Annotated in this window: 16 protein-coding genes and 3 pseudogenes; 13 read left to right on the forward strand and 6 right to left on the reverse strand. The window is 63.0% G+C overall.

The window, feature by feature from the left end; all coding sequences use genetic code 11:
- Positions 1-133: 133 nt before the first annotated feature.
- From NAMU_RS22130 to NAMU_RS22140, 3 genes are all read left to right on the forward strand, one after another.
- Complete coding sequence (locus tag NAMU_RS22130; RefSeq protein ID WP_138180400.1) at positions 134-2,452, forward strand: right-handed parallel beta-helix repeat-containing protein; 2,319 nt, start codon at positions 134-136, stop codon at positions 2,450-2,452.
- 177 nt (positions 2,453-2,629) lie between these two features.
- Positions 2,630-4,159 carry a fascin domain-containing protein gene (locus NAMU_RS29525; protein ID WP_138180402.1) on the forward strand — a complete coding sequence of 510 codons (1,530 nt, stop codon included), beginning with the start codon at positions 2,630-2,632 and terminating at the stop codon, positions 4,157-4,159.
- Positions 4,160-4,348: 189 nt separating this feature from the next.
- The gene (locus tag NAMU_RS22140; protein ID WP_015749569.1) at positions 4,349-5,665 is read left to right on the forward strand and encodes a UDP-glucose dehydrogenase family protein; all 1,317 of its coding nucleotides are present in this window, start codon (positions 4,349-4,351) and stop codon (positions 5,663-5,665) included.
- A gap of 240 nt (positions 5,666-5,905) precedes the next feature.
- On the opposite strand, the gene NAMU_RS22145 is transcribed toward NAMU_RS22140, so the two are convergent.
- Positions 5,906-7,095, reverse strand: a protein-coding gene (locus tag NAMU_RS22145; protein WP_086008611.1) for an IS3 family transposase whose coding sequence is annotated in 2 segments (ribosomal slippage) — positions 5,906-6,814 and positions 6,817-7,095 — 1,188 coding nt in all. Because the reading frame shifts where the segments join, the coding sequence is not laid out codon by codon here.
- A gap of 76 nt (positions 7,096-7,171) precedes the next feature.
- Here NAMU_RS22145 and NAMU_RS31960 point away from each other — a divergent pair.
- Positions 7,172-7,475: pseudogene (locus tag NAMU_RS31960) on the forward strand (phosphoenolpyruvate carboxylase); the annotation flags it as partial.
- Between the two features lie 125 nt (positions 7,476-7,600).
- Here NAMU_RS31960 and NAMU_RS30675 read toward each other — a convergent pair.
- A complete protein-coding gene (locus NAMU_RS30675; protein ID WP_015749570.1) occupies positions 7,601-7,903 on the reverse strand; it encodes a plasmid mobilization protein in 303 nt (100 codons plus the stop codon).
- Positions 7,900-8,187, reverse strand: a complete 288-nt coding sequence (locus tag NAMU_RS29540; protein ID WP_138180404.1) for a BrnT family toxin — start codon at positions 8,185-8,187, stop codon at positions 7,900-7,902. Before NAMU_RS29540 ends, NAMU_RS30675 begins: the two co-directional genes overlap by 4 nt.
- A gap of 262 nt (positions 8,188-8,449) precedes the next feature.
- Between NAMU_RS29540 and NAMU_RS22160 the strand changes: the two genes are divergently transcribed.
- The 9 genes and pseudogenes from NAMU_RS22160 to NAMU_RS22190 all read left to right on the forward strand — a co-directional run bounded on the left by NAMU_RS22160 (position 8,450) and on the right by NAMU_RS22190 (position 21,820).
- Positions 8,450-8,887: a helix-turn-helix transcriptional regulator gene (locus NAMU_RS22160; protein WP_015749571.1), complete on the forward strand. Its 438-nt coding sequence runs from the start codon at positions 8,450-8,452 to the stop codon at positions 8,885-8,887.
- Between the two features lie 546 nt (positions 8,888-9,433).
- Positions 9,434-10,748 (forward strand): annotated as a pseudogene (locus NAMU_RS31965) (UDP-glucose dehydrogenase family protein).
- A 331-nt stretch (positions 10,749-11,079) separates the two neighbouring features.
- Positions 11,080-12,453: a glycosyltransferase family 4 protein gene (locus NAMU_RS22170; protein WP_015749572.1), complete on the forward strand. Its 1,374-nt coding sequence runs from the start codon at positions 11,080-11,082 to the stop codon at positions 12,451-12,453.
- Positions 12,454-12,764: 311 nt separating this feature from the next.
- The gene (locus NAMU_RS28585; protein WP_015749573.1) at positions 12,765-14,639 is read left to right on the forward strand and encodes an RCC1 domain-containing protein; all 1,875 of its coding nucleotides are present in this window, start codon (positions 12,765-12,767) and stop codon (positions 14,637-14,639) included.
- Between the two features lie 272 nt (positions 14,640-14,911).
- Positions 14,912-16,309, forward strand: a complete 1,398-nt coding sequence (locus NAMU_RS27755) for an oligosaccharide flippase family protein (RefSeq protein WP_052308046.1) — start codon at positions 14,912-14,914, stop codon at positions 16,307-16,309.
- A gap of 420 nt (positions 16,310-16,729) precedes the next feature.
- Positions 16,730-17,569, forward strand: a complete 840-nt coding sequence (locus NAMU_RS29545) for a hypothetical protein (protein WP_015749575.1) — start codon at positions 16,730-16,732, stop codon at positions 17,567-17,569.
- Positions 17,566-19,095: an O-antigen ligase family protein gene (locus NAMU_RS28590; protein ID WP_015749576.1), complete on the forward strand. Its 1,530-nt coding sequence runs from the start codon at positions 17,566-17,568 to the stop codon at positions 19,093-19,095. The genes NAMU_RS29545 and NAMU_RS28590 overlap by 4 nt, the downstream gene beginning before the upstream one ends.
- 199 nt (positions 19,096-19,294) lie before the next feature.
- Positions 19,295-20,676, forward strand: a pseudogene (locus NAMU_RS22180) (ISL3 family transposase).
- Positions 20,677-20,696: 20 nt separating this feature from the next.
- Positions 20,697-21,820 (forward strand): IS3 family transposase gene (locus NAMU_RS22190; RefSeq protein WP_086008602.1). Its coding sequence is split into 2 segments (ribosomal slippage): positions 20,697-20,964 and positions 20,964-21,820, totalling 1,125 coding nucleotides; the frame shifts between segments, so codons are not numbered across the junction.
- 264 nt (positions 21,821-22,084) lie between these two features.
- On the opposite strand, the gene NAMU_RS28595 is transcribed toward NAMU_RS22190, so the two are convergent.
- The 3 genes from NAMU_RS28595 to asnB form a co-directional block, all read right to left on the reverse strand.
- Complete coding sequence (locus NAMU_RS28595; protein ID WP_083785930.1) at positions 22,085-22,462, reverse strand: transposase; 378 nt, start codon at positions 22,460-22,462, stop codon at positions 22,085-22,087.
- 126 nt (positions 22,463-22,588) lie between these two features.
- Complete coding sequence (nadE, locus tag NAMU_RS27760) at positions 22,589-23,575, reverse strand: NAD(+) synthase (RefSeq protein ID WP_015749579.1); 987 nt, start codon at positions 23,573-23,575, stop codon at positions 22,589-22,591.
- Positions 23,572-25,572 (reverse strand): asparagine synthase (glutamine-hydrolyzing), encoded by a 2,001-nt coding sequence (gene asnB, locus NAMU_RS22200; protein ID WP_015749580.1) that lies wholly within the window; start codon positions 25,570-25,572, stop codon positions 23,572-23,574. The genes nadE and asnB overlap by 4 nt, the downstream gene beginning before the upstream one ends.
- Between the last annotated feature and the right edge of the window lie 243 nt (positions 25,573-25,815).

Raw genomic sequence — 25,815 nt, forward strand, 5'->3', positions numbered from 1 at the left:
GTTCCCTTTCGGCCCGGCTCAACCCGCCGCGGCCGGCCCCACCGTTCCTGCTTGGCCGGCGGTCGCCACAGACACGTTCAACCGGACCACCACCGGCGGGTGGGGGCCCGCCGAAGTGGGCGGTTTGTACACCGTGGACTACAGCGGCCGTCCTCCGGCCGATCACTTCTCGGTCGTCCCAGGGAAAGGTCTGATCGACCTGCAGCCCGGCCTGGCCGCGACAGCATCGCTATCAGCTGTGGCAGCCAGCGATATCGAACTCCGGACGACCTTCGACCTTCCGACCGTAGGAGGTGTGTACTACTCGGAGGAACTGCGCCGCCGCAGCAACGGCGACGCCTATCGGGTGCAGGTCAAGACGATGAACAGTGGGGCCATCGTGCTGGCCATCGTTCGCCGAGCCAGTGGCACCGACACCGCCCTCACGCAATTCGTCCTGCCGTTTCGGATCGTGGCGAACCAGAGCGTCATCTTGCAGGCCCAGGCGGTGGGGGCAAACCCGGTCGCAATCAGTGCGAAGGCGTGGCTGGAAGGCGCCTCAGAACCGGCGTGGCAGGCCACGGTTCAGGACTCCGCTTCGGACCGGCTGAGCTCGGCCGGCACCGTCGGCCTGTGGGTCTACCTGTCGAGCTCGGCACCGCCGACCCGGGTACAGGTCGCCTCCCTGAAAGCCTGGGCCCCCATCACTCCGCCGGCGACTTCGACCCTAAACACTTCCCCAGCCACGACCACCAGCACCGCAAGTCCCACGACAAGCACGCCGACTCCGACCTCAACGACGACGGCTCAGACCACCACAACGAGCCCGGCCGGGACCACGGCGGCCCGTGGATCGGTCCCCGTCGGGAGTGCTGCCTATCCAATTCCCGCCGGTGCCGTCTACGTCGATGGGGCCAATGGCCGTGACTCAGCGGCCGGCGGTCTGACCAGCCCGGTCAAATCGGTTGGGGCCGCGATCGCCAAGGCTCCGAGCGGTGGCACCGTCGTTGTTCGAGCAGGTATCTACAACGAATCGCTTCTGGTCACCAAGACCCTGACCATTCAGGCGTACCCCAAGGAAGCCGTCTGGTTCGACGGTTCGGTTCCCGTCAGCAACTGGGTGCAGACCGGGAACCGCTGGGTCTCCTCGGGGTGGACGGTTGTACCTGACAACTCTCTGGGTGGCGGTGACTCCTACTCTCGCTTTGTCGACCCGGCCTACCCGATGGCCAACGAACCCGATCAAGTGTTCTACGACGGGTCCAATCTCACGCAGGTGACGAACGCATCGGCTGTAGGACCCGGAACTTTCTCCATCGACCACGCGGCCAAGACCATCACGCTCGGCAACAATCCGAATGGTCATGAAGTTCGGGCCAGCAATCTCGGTCAAGCGTTCTATGTCACTTCAACCGGCAGCACCCTGCAGGGCTTCGGAGTGCGCCGGTACGGCACGCCGTACCTCTTGAGCGGCGCGGTTCGGATGGGGAACGCCAACAGCACTGTTCGTGACCTCGTTGTCCAGGACAACGCCACCATTGGCGTGATGATGCGCAATTCCAATGACCGTGCCGAACGGCTCACGTCGACGCGCAACGGCATGCTGGGCCTGGGCGCCACGACAGCGGACGGGCTAACCATCGTGGATTCGGTCCTGACCGAGAACAACACCGAAAGGTTCAAACCGGCTCCCGTGGCCGGAGGCTTGAAGGTCACCCGCTCGCGCAACCTGACCGTCAGCAATGTCGATGCGAGCCGCAACTATGCCACCGGACTCTGGTTCGACGAGTCGTCGGTCGGGATCACGGTCGTGAACAGCACGGCCGACGCCAACAAGAAACACGGGATCGAGCTCGAGCTTTGTGAGCGTGGGATCATTGCCAACAATAGCGCGACTGGCAACGGTGACACTGGCGTGTTGATCTTTGACACGGGTACCGTTCGCGTCTACAACAACAGCATCGGCGGCAACACGCTGTTCGGGCTGCAGTTGAAGCAGGATCAACGACGCCAGGCCGATGCGAGCTTTGCCGGGCACGATCCACGACAGCCCGTCCCGGATCCCACCAATCCGTGGCTGACCCGAAACATCACGGTCTCGAACAATGCGTTCGGCAACGGAGGCTACTTCCAGTTCTACGGGTTGGACGGGAAGACGGGCATCGGCGTCGACAGCATGAACGTCACCATCACCGGCAACCTCTTCAATAACCGCGCCGCAAAGACGGACCCAACAATGGTCGGCTGGGGTGGGACCGACAACGCCACCGTGACCAGATACGAAACGCCGGCGGCACTCGCTGCCGCCAAGAACTCGACGTGGTTGAACCGGCTGACGGCCACGAGTGTGACGATCGGGCGGATGTCGGCTGACATCCAACAGGCCCAGGACGTTGCCATCGCCCTACCGGCCGACATCGCAGCCGCGGTCGGCGTGCCCGCCGGAACCAGGAGGCTGGGGCCGCTCTCGTAGCCGCGTTGGCCCGGTTGTCCTGGACAGGATCGACAGTCCCACGCCGGCAACCCCAGCCGCTTCGAGCCCGTCACTTTGCGTGAGCTACTCATTGCGGAAGGTGACTGGGTTGGTTACCGTTCGTCTCGGTCTTCGCATGTCGCCCTCCCCGGACGACCTCAGCGGAAAGGCACGAACGTGATCGCGAATCAACAACCGTCCAACACGGTGTCAGGTGCCGACGCCCTGAGCGCCTCTGCGGTGACCGGGGTCCGCCCGCGCAGCCGCCGAGCGTTCCTCCAGATGGCGAGCCTCGCCTCGGCAACACTGCTCGTCTCGTTGGCGACACCGTCGAGCGCATCCGCCGCCGGCCGGCACCGAGCTCCGAGCACACTTATCGGCCTTCGTTCAATGGCCAATATGCTCTACGTGACCGCAGAGAACGCTGGAAATGCGCCCCTCATCGCCAACCGGGCAGCGTTGAGCGGATGGGAAACCTTCACGGTGGTCGACCTCGGAAACGGACTAGTGGCGCTTCGAGCTGCGGCAAACGGCCTCTTCGTCTGCGCTGATAACCAAGGCAAATCTCCGCTCATCGCAAATCGCACGACCATCTCGACCTGGGAGTCGTTCCAACTCGTCGACAACCACGATGGAACAGTCAGCCTGCGGAGCCAGGCCAACAACGCGTTTGTCTGCGCTGACTCGGCCGGCGCTTCACCCCTGATCGCCAACCGCCAGGCAGTCGGCGACTGGGAGAAATTCATGTTGATCAGCGTGACCAACACCAGTTCTGGAGCGGTGGCCCCGCCCACCGCGCCAAGCAGGGCCCAACTTGTCCCAGGCACCTATCGGCCCAGCAGCAGCACAACAGGACCCGTGTCCGGGTCGACTCTACGGACCATCAACGGCAATCTGAATATCGCAGCTCACCGGCAGGTCGTTGAGAACGTTGAGGTCTGGGGCAGCGTCAATCTGGGCGCGTACGAGTCGGTGATCGTCCGCAACTCGATTATCCACGGCACCGCCGCGACCGGCGCGCTGACCGCCTGCATCGTGGGCGCCAATGACAACCTTCGCGAACTCGTGGTCGAGGACTGCCGACTGACCGGGCAGAGCAATCCCTGGTGCGAAGGGATACGAGGTGCCAACTACACGATCCGACGCAGCGAACTGGACAACCTCCCCGATGCACTATCGCTGACCTCCCCGTTGGGGAATGTCACCGCCGAAGCCTGCTGGATCCACAACGGGCTGTATCAGGAATGGAGCGCAACAACACCCGGAATGCCGCCGGCCAGCGGTTATTACACGCATACCGACGGAGTCCAATTCCACCGGGGATCGAACTATGTGTTCCGGGGCAACATGATCGGAGGCACTCGAGTGCCGGGTGCCCATCACACTGGCATGGCCGCCCAGATAGCCTCCGGCGACGACCTCTACAACTCCTGCTTCATGATCAAGCAGGAGGTCGATGACTCGGCCGCCAACCGGATCACCAACGTGTTGATCGAGAAGAACTGGCTCATGGGCGGGGCAGCATCGATCAACATCGCCTCCGGTCGCGGGAACAACTTCAGCTCAACCGTCATCCGCAACAATCGGTTCATCAGGTCGACCTGGGGTAGCCAGTTGTACATACTCCGCGGGCCGGGGCTGGCCGTCCTGGACAACAATGTGTTCGACGACACCGGTGAACCGGTGACGATCAGTCGCGGTGTGTAGCCGACCGCCCGAGGCGCGGCAGTTCAGCCACCCTATGTACGCAGAGAGCGTCTCGAGGTCGATCTCACCTCACCTGAAAGGGTGATGATGGAGGTGAGTTGTCAGAACACGTGCCGATTTGTGGCACTATCGGTGCACGGCCTTGCGCCGTTCGATTGAAATGTCTCTTCACCCGGGGGTAGGCAAGACATGACGACCATGACGGTCATCGGCTGTGGATATCTAGGGGCGGTCCACGCCGCGTGCATGGCCACCCTGGGCCATGACGTCCTGGGAATCGACGTCGATGCCGGCAAGGTCGACCAGCTCAATCGGGGCGTTCCGCCGTTCTTCGAGCCCGGCTTTCCCGAGCTGCTGGCCGAGGCCCTCGAGTCCGGTCGACTCCGATTCACCTCCGACATGTCGCAGGCCACGGGGCGGCGGGTCCACTTCGTCTGTGTGGGTACCCCGCAGAAGCGCAACGAGTACGCCGCCGACCTCGCGTACGTGGACTCAGCGGTCAACGCGCTGGCCCCCCACCTGTCGCCCGACGCGCTGGTCGTCGGTAAGTCGACCGTGCCCGTGGGTACCGCCGCTCGCCTCGCCGATGTGGTGACCGAGGCACAGCCCGGGGCGATGTTGGCATGGAACCCCGAGTTCCTTAGGGAAGGGTTTGCGGTGCAGGACACCCTGCGCCCCGATCGGATCGTGTACGGGCTGCCCGACGGCGTCCCCGGCGATGCGGCCAAGGCGCTGCTGGACGAGGTGTACGGGAATGCCCTCACAGCGGGCACACCGCTCGTCGTCACCGATTACGCCACCGCCGAATTGGTCAAGGCCGCCGCCAATTCCTTCCTGGCCACCAAGATCTCGTTCATCAATGCGATGGCCGAGGTGTGTGAGGCCAGCGGCGCCGACGTCACTAAACTGGCCGACGCCATCGGTTACGACCCCCGGATCGGCCGGCGTTTCCTCAACGCGGGCCTCGGTTTCGGCGGTGGTTGCCTGCCGAAGGACATCCGGGCCTTCATGGCCCGAGCGGGCGAGCTCGGAGCCGACCAGGCCCTGGCGTTCCTGCGGGAGATCGATTCGATCAACATGCGTCGTCGGGTGCGCATGGTCGATCTCGCCCGTGAGTTCTTCGGCGGCTCCATCGTGGGACGCCGCGTCGCGGTCCTAGGCCTGGCGTTCAAACCGAACAGCGACGACATCCGCGACTCCCCCGCTCTGAACGTGGCCGCCCAGATGAAGCTGCAGGGGGCCTCCGTGGTCGTCACCGACCCGCAGGCGGTGGCCAATGCACACAAGGCGTGGCCGGACCTGGAATACGCGGACACTGCACAGACGGCCGCCAAGGACGCCGACCTGGTCATGGTGCTCACCGAATGGGATGAGTATCGCAAGCTGGACCCTGTCGAGTTCGGCACAATCGTCGCTGGTAGGCGGGTCTTGGACGGTCGCAACGCACTGAATCGGGAAGTCTGGCGAGCGGCCGGGTGGAACTATCGGGCGCTCGGGCGTCAGTAGCCGAGCCGGTCGCGGACTCTTGAATCACTCCGGTTTATCCGGAGGCTCTGGCCCGCCTCGTGTTTTCTGGTGTCGTCCGGCGGTGGTTCTAGGACGCTCCTGAATTATCCGTATGTCGGCCCCTGTTGATCTTGTGGGTTCGGGATGATCTTGGTGTGCAGGGTCGGTCGCGGGATCAGCGTGAGTTGTTGGATGCCGGGGTCTGCCCCCGGTCTGGTTGACACTCGGGGTTTGCAGTAGTCAGGCCGCTTCTGCGGCCTTGTAGATCATCTCAAACTCGACCGGGGTGAGCTTGCCGAGGGCCCGCTGGCGGCGTCGTCGGTTGTACTTGGTTTCGATCCAGGTGACGATCGCGAGGCGGAGGTCGTCGCGGGTGTCCCAACGGCGGGTGTTCAGGACGTTCTTCTGCAGCAGGGAAAAGAAGCTCTCCATGCTGGCGTTGTCGCCGGCGCCGTGGGAGCGGCCCATCGACCCCACCAGGTCGTTGTTCGCCAGCAGCCGCTGGGTCCGCTTGGCACGAAACTGACCGCCTCGGTCGGAGTGACAGACTGTCCCGGCCGGGCTGCGGAGCGCGATCGCGTTGCGCATCGCGGCCCGCGCCAGGGACGACTTCATCCGGGAGTCGATGGAGTAGCCCACGATCTTGTTCGACCACACGTCCTTGATCGCGCAGATGTAGAGCTTGCCTTCGCGGGTGGGGTGCTCGGAAATGTCCCACAGCCACACCTTGTTCGGGGCGTCGGCGAGGAACTCGTGACGTACGACGCCGTGCTCGTCGACGACCGCGAGGAGGTCGTCGTGTGGCGCGGGGCCGGTCGAGCCGGTCTTGGAGCGCTTCTTGTGGTGGCTGGCAGTGATGCCGGCGATGCGGCACAGGCGGTGCACCCGGTTCTCCCCGACCTGGATGCCGTGCTCGTCTTCGAGTTCGTCGGTGAGGAACCTGTAGCCCAACGTCGCATCGTCGCCATGGAGGTCGTAGAGCTTGTCGATGAGGTGGGCGTCGTCGTAGTCCCGCTGGCATACGGGGTCGCTGAGCCACTTGTAGTACCCGGCCCGCGAAAGGCCGAGCACCCGCAACGTCACCGCGACCGGCACCCTGATCGGGGCGCCGGTCGCAGCCATCTCTCGGACGAGCGGGAAGACTATTTTCCCGGCAGGTTCGCCTGCGACAGGTAGGCCGCTGCCCTACGCAGGACCTCGTTCTCCTGCTCGAGGAGGCGGTTGCGCTTCTTCAACTCGCGAAGCTCAGCACGGTCGACGTCGGTGAGACCGGGACGGCGACCGTCCTTGATGTCGGCCTGCTTCATCCAGTTCGCGAGCGAGCCTTCGGAGATGCCGAAGTCCTTCGCGATCTGCGTCAGCGTCGCCTGGCCCTTGCGGGCCACGGCCACGACGTCGTCGCGGAACTCCTTGGGATAGGGCTTAGCCACGAAAGACATCCTTCCGTCTGAGGCCGAAACCTCAGAGGTCAGGTGTCAACTGAACTCGGGGCAGACCCCCTCGCTGTACGTGTCGGCGCTGGTCCCGGCCGAACTGCGGCACCTGTTCGACGTCATCCGCGCCGAACACGACCGCACCGTCGCCGAGGTGCTGCGGGTGACCGGCGAGGCCGAACTGCTCGACGACCAACCCGGCCTCAAACGAACCCTGTCGGTCCGCGAGCCGTACCTGGCTCCCATCTCCCACCTACAGGTCGACCTGCTCGGCCGGATCCGCAACCTGTCCGACGACGACGTCGACCCCGGCCTGCGACGGGCCATGCTGCTCACCATCAACGGGGTCGCGGCCGGGGATGCGCAACACCGGCTGACCGGCACGCGCTCGGTAGGTTCTGCGCCAATTTGGCGCGAGGTGTCGTTGTCAGGGTTCCGCCAAATCAGCGCACACTGCAGGCTCCGGCCGGCCCGCGCGCCCGCCCAACCCGCCTTTCCGGCACTACGCGACGAACCGGCGGATCAGAGCGACATCGGCGCTAAGGCGTTCAACCGCTGAAGCCAAGGACTCCGGCCGACTGGCGGTCAGACCGGTGGTGATCCACGTCCGAAGCAGTGTCGACACCGGCAGCCCGGCTTGTTCGGCCAGCACTTCGACCTCGGCCGCGTCCTCCGGGGTCAAACGGACGGCAACCACCACCGACTTGTTCGGCCGGGTGGAGGAAGCGCCAGCCGGCATGGGATCCTCGGCCGTTACGTCCGCCTCAGTCGCGATGTCCTCAATCTCACGGGCGATGCCACTCATGGCCTGTTCCCTTCCTGATAAGTCCGTCGATCAGCGCTGTTGGCCCGCCAACTGTTCGCTCCCCACCATCCTGCCGACCCGTCCCGGCGCACCAGGATCACTACCAGCACGGCTGCCGATGTTGGCGAATAGCCGAACAGTCGCGCACTCTTTCCCGAACGACTCTTGGGATCCGGGTCGAACAGGAGCGCGTCCGGGTCGTTCAATGCCTCCGTGGCTTCGGCAACGGTGATCTGGTGCTTGGCCCACATGTGCGCTTCGCCATGCGTCCAATCAACATCCACCTACCCAAGTTTACGTTCGCAAACGCGTGTTGACAAGGACGAGGCCGAGCTGCTCGACGACCAACCCGGCCTCAACACAGCCAAGCTGCTCACCATCAACGGAGCGGCAGCAGGGATGCGCAACACCGTCTGACCGGCACTTTGACGCCTTTTACAACACAACACTACTGTTGTGTTGTGCTGGAGGTTGTGTCGTGTTGCCACCTCTTGATGCCGCCACCGGGAACCTCCCCGTCGCAATCGACCTTGTGGAGGAGCTGAAATGATTGCCAACGAGCGCCAGTACAAGATTTCGAAGAAGGAGCTCGAGAAGTTCGAGAGCGCGTACGCAGCGGCCCTTGCCAGCGCACCCGACCCCGGTGTTCATCGGCGTCTTCATCAAGCAATGCAGGAGGGCCTGGCCTCTCAGATAGACGACTTGCGCTCGCAGATCAAACGGTACGAAGCACTGAGAGCAGGCGATGTGAGAGGGACGGTCCTCACATCCATAGTCGCACTACTGCCTGCGTTGATCGAGGCCAGGATCGCGGCCGGGCTGACGCAGCTGGCTCTTTCGCAACTACTGGGAGTGGCCGAGCAGCAGGTGCAGCGCTGGGAGGCGACGGGCTATGCGGGTGTGAGTGTCGAAAAGGTCCAGGCAATCGCAGACGCAGTGGGACTGTCCGTCAGGGAAGAAGTCAGCTACACGGTGTCTGCCTGACCGTTTCGGGCCGCGCTGTGCCCAAGTCTTGGTCGATGGCGGGCGGCAGACTACTCATCCGCGGGGCCGACTCAAGGAATGCGACGAACTCCTCGTCGGTCAGCTCGATCACTCCGTCTGGGTCCGGACCAGGGGCAGAGGCAGAGGATCTCTTCCAGCGTGCGGACCTCATCGCTCGGGCACGAGCCATCGAATAGCCGCAGCTCCAGATCCTCGCCAGCCGGGTACCACCTCCTCGTGTCGCCGCCATGGCACTCCTGCTGCAGGCCACGCCACGCCCCGCCGATGCCGCTGCTGACACGCCTATCGGCGGCTACGAAATGATGATCGCCGGGCACGTACGGTCAGCAGGCCTGTGTCGATCCATCAGTGCAGTGGCGAGCGAGATGCGCAACACAAAGTCATCGCCACAGCGAGCGTGTTACGCTATTCGAGTGATATGCTGATCCTCTTTCCGGAGAAGTAGTCGTCATATGGCACCTATTAGTACACGGCCTTGCGCCGTTCGATTGACAAAGCGCTAGTCACGGGGGCACACAAGACATGGTGACGATGACCGTGATCGGCTGCGGCTACCTGGGTGCGGTGCACGCCGCCTGTATGGCCGAGCTCGGTCACGACGTGCTCGGTATCGACGTCGACGCCGCCAAGATCGCCAAGCTGAACGACGGGGTCGCCCCGTTCTACGAGCCGGGATTTCCCGAGGTACTGGCCCGCCAGCTGGCCGGCGGCCGGCTCCGGTTCAGCGCGGACATGGCCGACGCGCAGGGCCGGCAGGTGCACTTCGTCTGCGTCGGCACCCCCCAGAAGCGCAACGAGTACGCGGCCGACATGGCCTACGTGGACGCCGCGGTCACCGCGCTGCTGCCGCACCTGTCAGCCGGCGACCTGGTGGTCGGCAAGTCCACCGTCCCGGTGGGCACCGCGGCCCGGCTCGCCGGCCTGGTCGCCGACGCCGAACCGGACGCCCTGCTGGCCTGGAACCCGGAGTTTCTCCGTGAGGGCTTCGCGGTCGAGGACACGCTGCACCCGGACCGCATCGTCTACGGCCTGCCGGACGGCAAGGCAGCGCAGCGAGCCCGCGCACTGCTCGACGAGGTCTACGCCACCCCGTTGGGCAAGGGCACCCCGCTGGTGTCCACCGACTACCCCACCGCCGAGCTGGTGAAGGCGGCGGCCAACTCCTTCCTGGCCACCAAGATCTCGTTCATCAACGCGATGGCCGAGGTCTGCGAGCGCCAGCGGCGCCGACGTCACCCAGCTGGCCGACGCCATCGGCTACGACCCGCGGATCGGCCGACGATTCCTGAACGCGGGGCTGGGCTTCGGCGGCGGCTGCCTGCCCAAGGACATCCGGGCGTTCATGGCCAGGGCCGGTGAGCTGGGCGCCGATCAGGCGCTGGCGTTCCTGCGGGAGATCGACTCGATCAACATGCGCCGCCGGGTCCGGATGGTCGACCTGGCCCGCGAATCGCTCGGCGGATCGATCGTCGGCCGCCGCATCGCCGTGCTCGGGCTGGCGTTCAAACCGAACAGCGACGACATCCGCGACTCCCCCGCACTCAACGTCGCCGCGCAGATGCGGCTGCAGGGCGCCTCCGTGATCGTCACCGACCCACAGGCGGTGCCCAACGCACAGCGGGCCTGGCCGGACCTGGAATACGCCGACTCACCCTTCGACGCGGCCAAGGAGGTCGACCTGGTGATGGTGCTCACCGAATGGGACGAGTACCGCAACCTCGACCCGGCCGAACTGGGCAAGGTCGTCGCCGGCCGCCGGATCCTGGACGGCCGCAACGCGCTGGACCCGCAGGCCTGGCGGTCGGCCGGCTGGAGCTACCGGGCGCTCGGGCGACGGTGATCAACCCCGACAATCTGATGATCGATCGGATGGCATCGCAACATCTAGTCTGTTCGCACTTCGTACAATTCTAGCGGCGGGTGCCGCGGTGACACTACTCCTTTTAGGTGCACGGGTTCCACATCTCGACTACACTGAGCTATAGTACGTGTGAGTTGGCTGTGACAGGCTGACTGACGACTTGGCTAACCACCCTGGGTGAGGTCACGTCTTTCCCGCCGTGCCTGACCACACTCGCTGGAATCGGACGCCGATCCACTCGGAGGGATGATCGATGACCTCGCGTTCTGCTACGGCTACCGACGAGGCCTGCGTGACGAAACGGTTGAGAGTGTCTTCCGGTAAGTCAGGCCCCCCTCGGGTGCTGATCATCGTCCAGAATCTGCCAGTCCCTCTGGACCGGCGGGTGTGGCTGGAGTGCCAAGCGCTCAAGGCGAACGGCTACTCGGTCAGTGTGATCTGCCCGAAAGGTCCAGGCGACCCATCCCGCCAGGTTATCGACGGGATCGCCATCTACAAATACCGACCAGCGCCGGGCGCCAAGGGTTTGGGTGGCTTCGCTTTGGAGTTCATTTACTCGTGGCTGCGCACCGCAGCGCTGTCGATCCAAGTACGACGCGAGCGGGGGTTCGACGTCATCCAGGCGTGCAATCCACCGGATACCTATTGGTTGCTGGCCCGACTGTGGCGTCTGGGTGGCACAAAGTTCATCTTTGACCAGCACGACCTTAATCCTGAGCTATACCTTTCCAGGTTCGGAGAGCCGAAGGCCCTCGGCGGCAAACTGCAACTACGGGGGTTGCGCTGGCTGGAGCGGATGACCTACCACACCGCCGATCACGTCATCTCCACCAATGAGTCCTATAAGCGATTGGCCATCACGCGAGGCGGGAAGGCCGACAACCACGTCACCGTCGTCCGCAGTGGTCCGGACACCCGTTCGATGCGTCCCGTCTACCCTCCTACATTCATTCGCAGTGGCGCCGACAAACTGCTCGTATACCTCGGGATCATGGGCCCGCAAGATGGTGTCGAGATGATTCTGCACGTCGCCGACGATCTGATTCATCGGCGCGGGCGGACGGGGCTGCGGGTGGCTCTACTTGGATTTGGCGATTGTCTGGAGGATTTGAAGCGCCAATGCACCGAACTCGGTCTTGACCAGCACGTCATCTTCACCGGTCGAGCCGACAGAGCCATGATCGCTGACTACCTCAGTGCAGCCGACGTCGGGCTGTGCCCAGATCTCAAGACCCCACTCAACGATGTCTCGACGATGAACAAGACCATGGAGTACATGGCCTACGCGTTGCCGTCCGTGTCCTTTGATTTGATCGAGACTCGGGTCTCCGGCGCCGACACTGTGACATATGTGCCTTCCGGCGACAAATCGGCCTTCGCCGACGCTATCGAGGAGTTGCTGAACGATTCCGATCTCCGCGTATCGCGAGGAATCGCGGCGCGGGCTCGCGTCAGCAAAGTCCTGGATTGGGCTCCCCAGGCAAGTAGATACGTGAGCGTCTTTGACGATCTGACGGGCAAGTCAGCTGACCCGAGCGCGCACGTTGGGCCCGGTGACCAACCTGCCCCCCCGAAAGGTCGGACTTTCGTCGACTTGGAAGCTGAGGCCGAACTCAGGCGCTTCATCATCGAGCGGACGGGTTTGCCGGCCAACGATGCAAATCCGGCGGTCACGGTCGCCTGACTGAACCTGACCGACTCCAACATCGAGAGCGACAGCGGCGCGGCTACACGCGTCCTTGCGTTCTCTGACGGTCTCTCATCGATCGCCTGAATGGGGCTATCGTCGCCGATCGCGCTCGACCGTACCGACAACGGTCAGGGGTCAAGTAGTCTCTCCAGAGAGAGCTGATCACTCTTTAGGCTTATGCCCCGCCCGCCGTGTCGTGTTTCTTGCTAACTAGGCGTAGTCTCACGTGCAAACGGGGGATGCGCACTCGAGATGTCTGTGCACCAGCCTCGGAGGGTCGGTACATCCAGCCACGGAGGAATTGAATGGCATTGGGGATCTCTCGCCGCACGACACCCGTCAGGACGCGGCTACTATCGGTTGCGGCTGTGCTTGCCATGCTTGGCTCGGTCCTAGTCGCGCTCGCACCCGCGGCAGGCGCAGACCCGCAGCCCAAGACAATCGTCGCGTGGGGTCGAAACACCTGGGGCGAATCCAACATTCCGACTGGGATGAGCGATGTCAAAGCGATTTCGACAGCCGCGCACAGCCTCGTTCTCAAAAATGACGGTACGGTTGTTGCTTGGGGAGACAATGAAGCTGGCGAGACCAACGTTCCGGCCGGATTGTCCGATGTTGTTGCAATCGCCGCTGGCGGATTCCACAGCCTGGCGTTACGTAGCGACGGCACAGTCGTCGCATGGGGCGCGAATGTCTACAATCAATCGTCGGTACCCGCCGGCTTGACCGACGTCGTGGCGATTTCCGGCGGCCGGTATCACAGCCTGGCTTTGCGCGGGGACGGCACGGTCGTGGCCTGGGGTCAGAACAACTACGGTCAATCGAACGTCCCTGCCGGCCTGAACGATGTAGTCGCCATCGATGCAGGCGGCACCCACAGCCTCGCTCTGCGAAGTGACGGCACCGTCGTTGCGTGGGGCAACAATGCAAATGGACAGGCCACCGTGCCTGCTGGGTTGTCCGATGTCGTTGCAGTGGCCGCCGGATGGAACCATAGCCTGGCGTTGCGTGGGGATGGCACCGTTGTGGCCTGGGGCAGCAACGCCGACGGTCAGGCAACCGTTCCGGCTGGGTTGTCCAATGTGGTCGCCGTGTCCGCTGGCGCCACACACAGTCTCGTTGCGCTGGCTGATGGCACGGTAGTGGCCTGGGGCGGCAACGCCTATGGCGAGACCAGAGTTCCGGTCGGCCTGAGTGGAGTCACCGCCATCACCGGCAAGGCCATGAACAACATGGTTCTGGCCGATGACCCACCGCCAACCCCGGTCACCAACCTCGCCGCCCCAACCGTCACCGGCAGCAAGGTCCGTCTGACCTGGCAGTATCCCGCACAAGCTACCGATCGGGACATTCAAAGCATTGTTGTTCGTCGGTCGGCCGGCGTCACTCCACCGGCATCGCCGACCGATGGCGACAACATCCCTATGAGCAGACCACTCGTCGAATACACCACCGACATCCACTCCCTGCTGCCCGGCCAGCAGTTCACCTACGCCGTGTTTGCCATTGACAAGGCCGGAAATGTTGGTGCTCCCGCTAGCATCACAGTCCCCGCACAGTTCCCGAGCCCAGTGACAAGTGCGCAAGCCACCGCAAACAGCCCATTCGACATCTCGCTGACCTGGCACAACCCGACCGATGTGCCGTTGACGAAGGTTGTCGTCCGACGTGCGGACGGGGCAACTCCTCCACCGACGGCGACCTCTGGAAAGGGGATCTCGCTGTCACCGGCGCTGGCCGAATCGACCGAGAACGGCGGCCTACTGCCGAATCATCAATACAGCTACTCGATCTTCGTCAGGGATGGAATCGGCAACGACAGCGAACTCGGTCCCGAGAGCACCGTCACAATTACCACCCCGGCTGATCTGACACCCCCGCCCCCGGTCAGCGATCTTCAACTCCAGGCGAGTACTTCGACCACCGTCACCTTGGCTTGGGTCAACACTGCCTCGCCCGACAATGATCTCAACCGAATTGTCGTTCGCCGATTCGATGGTGCGACGAGCGATGTTTCCCCCACCGGGGGGCGTAACATCGGGGTCCGTCCGACGCTGGGTGAGTCGACCACTGATGGGGCAGTAGTCACGGGCCGTACCTACACGTACGCCGTGTACGAGCAGGATCGGTCAGGGAACTCGAGTACGCCTGCCGTGATCACCGTTTCAGTGCCGGCGTAGGATCTAGGCCCTGGGGGGACGGTACGTCGCTTGTGACGCACCGTCCCCCCAGGGCCTGACCAAATTTGTCCCAGCATGCTGTGGACTTGCAGTTGTCAGGCGGCCGGGTGAGGGACTGTTCGGGTGCTGGGCAGTTTTTGTGTGTAGCTACACTTTGGCAGAGTGGCAATTCTGAACGGCAGGGTCATGTGAACAGGTCGGCACCGGGGAGCACGAAGCGGACCAACCTTCGCGGAGCTGCGGCATGGTCTTACGCACAGAACCTCGGCCGTATGGCAATCACCAGCGGACTGACCCTTATCCTTGCCGCCTTCCTTGGCCCGAGGGTGTTTGGCGTCATGTCTCTTGCTCTCGCATTTACTGGCCTCATCGAAATGCTGCAGAAACAAGGGCTAGCCCCAGCAATTGTTTCTCGAAAAGAACTTACCGGGCCCCAGGCGGACACGGCATTCTGGTTGGTCGTCGGTATAGGGATGATCCTGACGGGCATCGGAGTCGTGATTGCGCCGGTTTGGGCCGGCATGAACGATCTTCCGGAACTCGCCGGAGTCGTACGCGTCCTCGCGTGTGGCATCCCGATCACCTCGCTCGTGGTCGTCCAGGAAGCCTTGCTAACCCGGGAACTCGCGTTCAAAGCGCTTGCCGTTCGTACCTGGGTCTCAGCCGCAATTGGCGGGATCGTCGGCGTGGTCGGGGCATTGTTGTCCTGGGGTGTTTGGGCTCTCGTCGCGCAGCAACTCACCACCTCCGTGGTCGCTGCCATCGTGCTCTGGGGAGTGGCCACTTGGCGACCGCGGCTGCGCGTTGACTTGGCCGCGGCCCGAACACTTTGGAGCTATTCGATGCGCTCGGCCGGTGGCAGCATCGGAGTATTTCTGGGCGGTCGGTTGGATGTGTTGATGGCCGGCCCGCTGTTCGGCCCCGTGATAGTTGGCCTCTACAGGATGGCCAACCGACTGACAACGCTTGTCGTCGATATTTCTGCCCGATCCATGCAGGCGGTAGCGCTGCCCGGACTCTCGGCGCTGCAAGATGACATACCAGCCTTCCGTGACCGCCTACTCTCCATGACTCGTGCGACCACGTTGCTTTGTATGCCGGCGCTGGGGATCGTCATCGGAATGTCTGACAGCATCGAAACCATACTCGGTGCGGAGTGGCACGGAGTGTCGTTGGCCATCCGTTTGGTTGCCATCGGTCAATTGGCAACGTCCGGATCACTGCTGATCGGGCCGGCTCTCCAAGCGGTCGGACGCCCAGGGCTTACCTCGCTCCTTGCCTGGTGCTGGGTCGGCACCAGCGCCCTAGCCATCGCAGGAGCGGCTGCATTCGGATCTTCAGCGCTGGTGTCGCTTTGTGCCGGCTTGAGCCTGAGCGCGATCATCAGCACCACCTCATTCGTCGCGGTCGGCATGCATATCTTCCGGTTCAAAGCCCGGAGAATGTGGGTAGCCTGGTTCCCCGGAATGGTCGGCGGGATCGCTGGGGCGCTCAGCTCCGCGGCAGTTGCCGCCGTCATCGCCGGCGCCCACAGCTGGGCGCGAGCCGTACTGGCGGGCGCGAGCGGGCTCGCCATGGCGGCCATCGCCGTTCTGCTGGCCGCACCCGACCTCAGGAGGGCGCTGCGAAGCCAAGTTCGACGCCGTCGGCAGCTTGCGCGTACGGTCTAGTGACCTGTCCGCTGACTTTATGCGGTGGATGGCCCGTCCTCAGGTGACTTGTCAACGATGTCCTTAGCCGGTGCTCCGGTGTTCCGCGCCCAGGTGGCCGTCGCCTGGGTGAGGTCCACCAACTCGAGGTTGGCCTGAAATGCAGCACCGTGGAGCTCCTGGCGTCGGTAGGCCTCACTACGTACAGTTGCCGCGCATTTCTGACACGTGATCACCGTTGACGGAGCCCGCCGGCCGGCCCCTTGACCCAGACCGGGACCGGAGCCATTCGGCGGTGACTTGTGTCACCTTCTGTCAGAGACGCCTCCGCTCTCCCACCCGAAATGACGATACCTCTCACCCATTCAGCGGGGTACTATGGGTTCGTCGCGACCATTCGAACTACAGGCTGTGGTCAGACAGTGACATCGGGAGGGTCCGTTGGACGTCTGGGGTATTACGATCGCGGCACTTCGACGGTGGTATATCTTCCTGGCAATCTTCGCACTCGCGGGGTTCGGTGCCTACTCCGCTGGCAAATCGGCGCATCCTGAGTACGAAGCGTCCGCATCTGCCTTGCTCACTCCCCCGCCTACGGTCGCACCGGTCGCTAACCCATTCGGGAATGTCGACGGAGCCAACCAGGCGCTCGCCATCATCCTCAACGGTCCAGACACCGAGACAGCACTCGCGCAACAGGGCCTGATCCCATCGTTCACCGTGACAAGTCAAGCACGAAGCTCGATCTTCAACATCGGCGTTCGCGGCGAGAACCCGAACCAAGTGGTCGCCACCGCGCAAGCAGCGCTGGACATCGCCACGACCCAACTCAAACAGCGTCAAACGGCCGGTGGGGTACCCGACGCCAACCAGATCGGGCTGCAGGTGTTGTCAGCACCGGTGATCACGAACGTTGTCACAGACGGCGCCCTTCGGGTTCAAGCAGTGATTCTCGTGCTCGGTGCTGCGGTTGCCTTGGCAGTCGCGGTATTATTTGACGACATTGTCGGGCTGCTTCGTCGGCGACGTCGGAACAAGAAGGTCGCCGCCCAGTCTGATTCCGCGGTACCGGGCCATCGCGAAATCACCGGCACGACGGCTTCACGTGTTCCAATGCCGCAGAGTGGGCCGACCGAAACCGGCGCCACTCGCCAATCCAGGCGTCTCCGGCCCCGAGATCCGGCGCCATCCCGCGGACCGGCCGGCGGGTCTACCAGCACGTCATATCAGCCCGCTGTCCAGGCCATCGGTTCCTCGTCCGCCAGCGGTTCCCGCCGGTGAGCAGCGGCGTACTCGACCGCCCTCGTACCAGCACCGGAACTTGGCAGCCGACCATCCTGCGCAAGCACCATGTAAGCAACGACACGGTGCTGCTGCTGCGGTCCTATCGGATCACCACTTTTGGCATTCTAATCGTCTTTCTCGCTCTGCAGTTCTTGATCCCCGCGCGGCTGGTCGTTAGCGGCATGGGTGCCGCGGGGCGCCCATCTGTCGCAGTTGGGATCTTGCTGGTCTTCCTCTGGGCCCTAGCCGCACTGCGTCCAAAAGGGTTGCCTGCAGGTCGGCAGCCGATCCGATGGCTAGTCGGCATCTACGTGGCCGTGCAATTGGCCACATATGCGGTCGGATTCGATCGCGGACCAACCCAGATCGAGGCCAACAGCGCAGACCGTTGGTTGATATTCACATTTGCGATGGCCGGTGTGGCGCTGGCCGTCTGTGACGGACTTGTAACACGACGTCAGCTTGATCTGCTGCTCCGCGCGATGGTGGGATTCGCGGCCGTAATGGCGATCGTCGGAATATTGCAGTACGCCCGAATTGTAAATCTCGTCCTCTACATCCGGATTCCTGGGTTGACGGCCAACAGTCAATTGCTCATACAGGGAGCCCGTGGTGACGGTGATTTCGCGCGGGTGGCCGGAACAGCGACACACTACATAGAATTTGGCGTAGTTTTGGCCATCATGCTTCCACTGGCGTTGCACTACGCCCTGTTTTCCAAACGAGCACGTTGGGCCCGCGTGCTCTCCTGGGTGCAGGTTGGTCTAATCGTCTCTGCGATTCCAATGTCCATATCGCGATCGGCCATGCTAACCACCGCGGTTGTACTCCTCCTCATGCTCTTTGTGTGGAAGTGGCGCTTACGTTACAACGTGATCGTCATAGGATCGATCGCACTAGTGACGTTCCATCTTGTCAACCGCGGCCTATTAGGGACCATCTGGGCGCTCTTCACTAATGTCAACAACGACCCCAGCATTCAGCACCGGCTCTCCGATACGGCCACGGTGGTTCAGCTTTTTGAATCGCGACCAGTCTTGGGTCGCGGCGCTGGGATGATCATCCCGGAGCAATACTTGCTGCTGGACAACCAATTCTACGTTACGTTGCTAGCAAGCGGTGTTGTTGGTGTCGCCACACTCGCAGCACTCTACTTGGTTCCCTATTTCCTAGCGCGCAGTATTCGACTGCGGACCCCCTGCGAGGCCGACCGGCACCTCGCGCAAGCGCTGGCTGTAACATTTCCTGCTGCGATGTTGGCCGCCGGAACATTCGATGCCTTCTCGTTCGCAACCTATGTCGGCGTATTCTTTGTCCTCATAGGGAGCGTGGGGGCGCTATGGAGATTTACCCGTGGCTCCGTGCCAAAGGGCGCTCCTCAGCCGCTATATTGGTCGCCAGACGACCGGTTCGTATGCGCGCCGCTCATGGCCCTTGATCATCCTCGCTGGAGTTCACCGTTCTTGCGGACTTCCGCCGCAAGAACAAAGAGTGAATCGGAAAAGCAACTAACGAGAGTGTAACATCCTAGCCAGTAAGCACTTCGTGGCCCAGGCCAATAGTGTCGCGTGAGGTCCGATTTGCGCTGACAAGGCCCCCCGCGACCGGTCCACGTGTTGTGAGAGTCTTGCCGCCCGTTGGACGGGCAGGGAGGCTCGGAATCGGGGTCTTCGGACTTGATAGGGCTCCGGGCCTCCGACCTGCGGCGGCGTGTCGGGTGAGATGAGGGCTCGTGGCCTTCGAAACTGGTTGTTCTCTACGCAACCTGCCGAAGGACCACGAGCATGGACCAGAGTAGTTCGCTGCTGTTGGACATCGACGGGCTGGTCGTCGACCAGGTCGTCCGCGACGACGTCGGCCGACGGGTCGTGCACTGCTCGACCGACCCGCAGCTGGCCGGCTGGTGCCCGGAGTGCGGTGAGCAGTCGAGGTCGCCGAAGGCGTGGGTGACGACCCGCCCGCGGGACGTCCGGCTGGGCGAGGATCGGCCGATCCTGTTGTGGCGCAAACGCAAATGGCGCTGCCAGGTCGACGGCTGCGAGCGGAAGGTGTTCACCGAGTGCCTGCCCGAGCAGATCCCCGCCCGGGCCCGGATCACCACCCGGGCCCGCCGACTGGCGGCCGAGGCGATCGGCGACCACACCCGGCCGGTGTCCGGTGTGGCGGCCGAATTCGGCATGGACTGGCGCGTTGCGCACGACGCGTTCGTCGCGCACGCCGCGCAGGTGTTGCCCGAGCAGCCGCCGCCGGTGACCGTGCTGGGCGTCGACGAGACCCGCCGCGGCAAGGCCCACTACGAGACCGACCCCACCACCGGGGCGAAGACCTGGGTGGACCGCTTCGACACCGGCCTGGTCGATCTGAGCGGCAACGGCGGGCTGTTCGCGCAGGTCAACGGCCGCACCAGCAAGGTCCTCATCGAGTGGCTGCAGGCGCAGGACCCGGACTGGCTCGCCAACATCACCCACATCTCGATGGACACCAGCGCGACCTACGCCCGGGCCGCCCGGCTGGCCCTGCCCGATGCTGTCGTGGTCGTGGACCGGTTCCATCTGTCCGCCCTGGCCAACAAGGCGGTCACCGACTACCGGCGGGAGTTGGCCTGGGCGCTGCGTGGCCGGCGGGGCCGCAAGAGCGACCCGGAGTGGGCGCAACGGAACCGGCTGCTGCGGGCCGCGGAGTCCCTGACCGACGACGAGCTGGCCAAGGTGCAGGATGCGATGCGTCGGGCGGACCCGTCCGGCGGCCTTGAGAAGTGCTGGCAGGGCAAGGAACTGCTCCGCAAGCTGCTCAAGCTGGCTGGCACGAACCCGGACCGCGGACGGATCTTCAACGCGCTGACCGCGTTCTATCTGCATTGCGCCGACTCCGGGGTCGCGCAGCTGCGGCGGCTGGCGTGGACGGTGCACGCCTGGCAGAACTCGATCATCGCCGGGCTGCACACCGGGATCAGCAACGGCCGCACCGAGGGCTACAACCGGATCGTCAAACACATCGGCCGGATCGCCTTCGGCTTCCGCAACCAGGACAACCAGAAGCGCCGGGTACGCTACGCCTGCACCCGGAAATCCCGGGCGTCAACCAGCCACGCGAAGCCCTGCTAACTCTGAAGAGCCCGGAATCGATGGCTACGAGGAAGCGGCATACGCCGGAGCAGGTCGTGCGGAAGCTCGCGCAGGCCGATCGGATGCTCGGCGAGGGCAAAGAGGTCGCTGATGTGTGCCGGGAGCTGCAGGTGTCGGAGCAGACGTACTACCGGTGGCGCAACCAGTTCGGTGGACTGAAGGCCGACGACGCGAAGCGGTTGAAGGACCTGGAGAAGGAGAACTCCACGCTGAAGCGGCTGCTCGCCGACGCGGAGCTGGAGAAGGCGGCGTTGAAGGAGATCGCCCGGGGAAACTTCTGAGCCCGGCACGCCGCCGCGCCGCCGTCCACCACCTGATCACGGTTCTCGGGGTGAGCGAGCGGTTCGCGTGTCGGGTGACCGGGCAGCACCGAGCCACCCAACGCCACCAACCGCCGGCGCAGACGCCGGCCGACCCCGACGCCACGCTCCGCAACTGGCTGCGGGCGTACGCGGCCAAGCATCCGCGGTGGGGTCACCGCCGCGCCTACCACGACGCACGCGCCGACGGTTGGGCGGTGAATCACAAGAAGGTGCAACGGCTTTGGCGGGAGGAAGGACTGCGGGTGCCGCAGCACCGCCGCCGCAAACGCGTCGGCACCAGCACCACACAGGAGCGGCCGACAGCAGACGCCCCGAACATCGTCTGGGCCGTGGACTTCCAGTTCGACGCCACCACCGACGGGCGGCCGGTCAAGATCGTGTCGCTCGTTGACGAACACACCAGGGAGACGTTCGGCGGTCTCGTCGACCGCTCGATCACCGCCGATCGGCTCATCGATGAACTCGACAGGGTCGCCGCGGTTCGCGGCTACCCGGCGGTGCTTCGCTGCGACAACGGCCCCGAACTGGCGTGTGCGGCGATGGCCGACTGGGCCGGGCAACGCGTCGGTCTGTCGTTCATTCCGCCCGGTGAACCGTGGCGCAACGGGTACATCGAATCGTTCAACGGCCGGCTCCGCGACGAATGCCTGAACATCAATCAGTTCTGGTCGCTCACCCACGCCCGAGTCGTCATCGACGACTGGAAGCTCGAGTACAACCAGCACCGCCGGCACTCAGCGCTGGGCTACCAGACACCGGCTGGATACGCTGCCAGCTGCACCCACCAATCCACCAACTGACTCTCAAACCAGGTGGACCAGTTCAAGGGGTCAGGTCAGCGCTTCTAGCCTTCTTCCCTCGCCGCTGGCCGACACACTGTTAACCTGTGTTGGCCAGTTCGCGCGCTGTCATTTTCGGGCTGACCCTGTCGGGCATCGCAAACCCAGCGCAACGCAATGCTGCGACCTTTACTATCTGTTCTTCTCGTCAAGCTTGCTGATGTTGGTCTGGGTGATCAACACCTTGGCCAGGATCTCGTCAGTGGTCGCGGTCCACACGAAGGGTCACGCGTGGCTGTTCCAGTGCGTGATGTAGTCCCGGATCCGGCCGATCAGTGCCTTCACCGATGCGAACGTGCCGTGGCGGATCGACTGGCGGGTGACGACAATGCCGAACCAGTTCTCGATCTGGCTGAGCCAGGAGGATCCGACCGAGGTGAAATGGAAGTCCACATTGGGGTTCTGGGCCAGCCAGGCTTCGACGTCTCCGCTTTTGTGGGTGGACAGGTTGCCCAGTACGACGTGCACTCGCGGCCGCTGTACGGTTCGACAGCGACCTTTGACGAACGCCAGGAAGTCGGCCCCCTCCCGGGTCGGCTTGCCACAGCACGATCCGCGGCCGTGGTCGCGGATCGTGCTGTGACATCCCGGCCCGTTCAGCATCCACCACCTGCAGCTACGACCGATCCTCCGCGTCCACCCACCCAGTCAACAACACAAGCAGTCAAGCCAAATCCTAGTCGACCTAGTGTAGTCAGAAGCGTGCGCAATCCCGGACTTTCTGAAAGTTCAGACGATTTCCTGAACCGGCGCAGCCAATTCAGGCGGAAGATGCATATACCGGGTTGAACGGCGCTTCTGATCGATGTCACCGTAAACTCGGCGTACCTGCTCAGACGTCAGGCCGACAGCCGCCGCCACGTCGCTGACTGGCACGTCGTTGTTCTTTCCATACAACACGAGGTCCATTTTGTCGTGCGGTAAAGAAAAATAGAACTCCTCCTGGGATTGAGGTAGAGAATATGTGTCGGTTGTTGATGGTCTCGCTATGACGGCCTTCGGAACACCCAGATGCTTCGCCAAGGCATAAACTTGCGATTTATAGAGGTGAGCGATGGGTTTAATGTCGGCCGCCCCGTCGCCGAGCTTAACGAAAAATCCCTGGTCGTACTCCAAACGGTTTGGCGTGCCAGAGGTAGCATAGTTTAGACGATCTGCATGGTAGTACTCGAACGCCTTACGAACACGCTGCTTGAAGTTTGTAGCAGCCACGATTCCCAGGTAGGCGTTCTGAGACAGACGATAAGAAGTCTCCAGGCCGGACGGATCGACGACAACGACCGAATACAGCCGGAGCTGATGCGAATCAACTACCGACGGAAGGACGATCTTCGATCGAAAGCCAGGTCCGTACTCGGGGCACACTAACCGTATTGCATCATCACGGCGGCGGTATGCTCCAAATGCCTCGAGTGGCGCCGTGATGTCCTCAACCACAGAATCGATCCCAAAAGTGTCCGAAACCGACTGGCTGATAGCCAGCGTTTCGTTCGAAGACTCTCGCTCAGGCATGTGGAGCCCGAACACTCGTTCCGGCCCCAACGCGCGGACCGCAAGGGCCGCGACGAGACTTGAGTCGATACCTCCTGACAGTGCAACTACTAGACCATGTCGCCGGACGCTGGCAAGATAGCTCGTTATGGACAAACGAATGCGCTCAAACTCGTACTCGAGGTCGAGAGTCAGAACGTCGGGCCCGAAAGCCGCCGCGGTCATGAAAAGCTCCCATCATTTACTAGATTGTCGATAACCGTTGTAGGGCTTGAAATGCGGGGGCCGTCGCCCTTGTGCTGACCTCCTTGTACAACAAATATCTCGTGCAGGAGCTGCGTTGATAGCACGGCCATGATCCGCATATTGTCGGTATTGCTCATTCGCAGTCCTTGTGTTCGCTGGCATTTTGCGACGAGCGCTTCGACAACCCTAGGCTGGAAGATGCCTGCGTCCTCGACCGCCGACGGGGACAACAACTCTGCCATCCAATCCGGTCTGGTACCTGGACCAAAGAACGACGATGCGTCGGGTGCACGGTAAGGCTGTTTGGGTCGGGTAAGGATGGACTCGGGAACAATGTCTTCAAACGCGCGCTTGAGGATGTGCTTCTCATCGAGTCCGAGCATTTTATGTCTTGCCGGCAACTTCGCAGCGAACTCGACCACGTCCTTGTCCAGAAAGGGAAAACGTCCTTCGACCGAGTTCGCCATCAGCATCCGGTCACCTTGCGATGCAAGGATGTAGCCTGGGAGAAGTGTCGTTGCCTCGAGCCATTGTGCACGACTAAGCAGGTCCCACCTGTCAGCGCCCGCTGACATCCGCGCGAGCAGCGGCGCGATCGGGTCGACGATGGAAGCGCGAAGATCGGGGCTAAGAAGATGGAGCAAGACTGCGGTTGAGTTCCAGCGAGGACGGTGCGATAAGGCAAGATCACTTGCCGTAAGGTCCAAGCCAAAGAATTGTCTCGCAAACGACGGTGCCGCTGTGGGTGATCGATGTAACCACGGGTATAGGAGCTCCACTCCGCGATCACGGACCTTAGATGATGGATCGCGCAACCAGAACTCCCGGAGTCGCGCTTCTCGGAAGATGTCATAGCCGGCCAGCACCTCGTCGGCCCCCTCGCCGGTGACAACCACCTTGTACCCCGAGTCGGCGACTAGGCGCGATAACAGGAAAAGTGGTGCCGGCGCCGACCGGAGCAAAGGATTCTCCGCGTGAAATACCACGTCCGGAAACACGTCCGCGATGTCTTTCGATTCGACAACGACTTCGTGGTGTTCGGTCCCTAATCTCCCCGCAAGTTCTTGCTGGTACTTCCCCTCATCGAACTCACGGTCAGCAAATCGAAGCGAGAAGGTCCTAACAGGCGCGGATGTGACCGACGCTACAACGGAGGCTGTGATGGTGGAGTCCAGGCCGCCCGATAGGTAGGCCCCGACGGGCACATCTGAACGTTCGAAGCGCAGGCGCGTTGCCGCCTCAACAAGGCGCCGAAGCTCGGTCGCGTTCTCTTCAATATCCTGGAGGACTTCTCGTCCCGCGTCGGGAAAATTCAAATGCCAGTACTGCCGTGTCCGCTCGCCGTGCTGATCGATCAGCATGTAGCACCCGGGTGGAACCTGTCTTATTCCGGTGAATACCGAGACGGGCGCTACCGTCGACCAAAGTGTCAGCGCCTGGCCAAGTCCCTCCGGATCAATACCACGCGCGACATCAGGATGCGCGAACAGGGCCTTTACCTCGGACGCGAAGATGATGTCTGATCCAGCTCTTGAAGTGTAGAGTGGTCGGACGCCGAGTCGATCTCGACTGAGGATCAATCGACGCGTGCGAGATTCCCAAAGGGCGAGCGCCCATTGTCCGTTGAACCGCTCGAAGGCGTCAGGTCCCCATTCTTCCCAGGCATGGACGATGACTTCGGTGTCGCTCACCGTTCTGAACCGATGACCGAGCGTCCGTAGCTCGGCCGCCAGTTCAAGGTAGTTGAATATCTCACCATTGAACGAGACCCAAACCGTGCCGTCCTCGTTTGCCAGAGGCTGCGCACCGCCTGCAGTGTCGATAATGGAGAGCCGTGAATGACCGAGTGCTATCCACCGGTCCCGGTAGTACCCGCTGCTGTCTGGACCCCTATGGCTCAACCGACCGATCATGCTGCAAATCAGATCGCGGTCTGGCGCGTCACGGAAACTGAGGATGCCCGCAATACCACACATTAGCGGCCAGCCAAATGCCTGCGCACGGTCGCTTCGAGGGAATCTGGGTCGCAAAGATGCTCAGGATCAAGTTCGTTGTCCGTCAGTACGATTCCAAAGGAATGTTCGACCGCGACGGCGATCGCGATTGCGTCATTTGCGGAGCCGCCCTTGATGAGAGGGAGTATCTCTGCCAGTCGGTGACGTAGCGGCTCCTCCACTTCCTGGACTCCTGCATCGTCTGCCGGGCGCGCAGATGCGCAG

The organism is Nakamurella multipartita DSM 44233 (genome assembly GCF_000024365.1).
Classification (GTDB): domain Bacteria; phylum Actinomycetota; class Actinomycetes; order Mycobacteriales; family Nakamurellaceae; genus Nakamurella; species Nakamurella multipartita.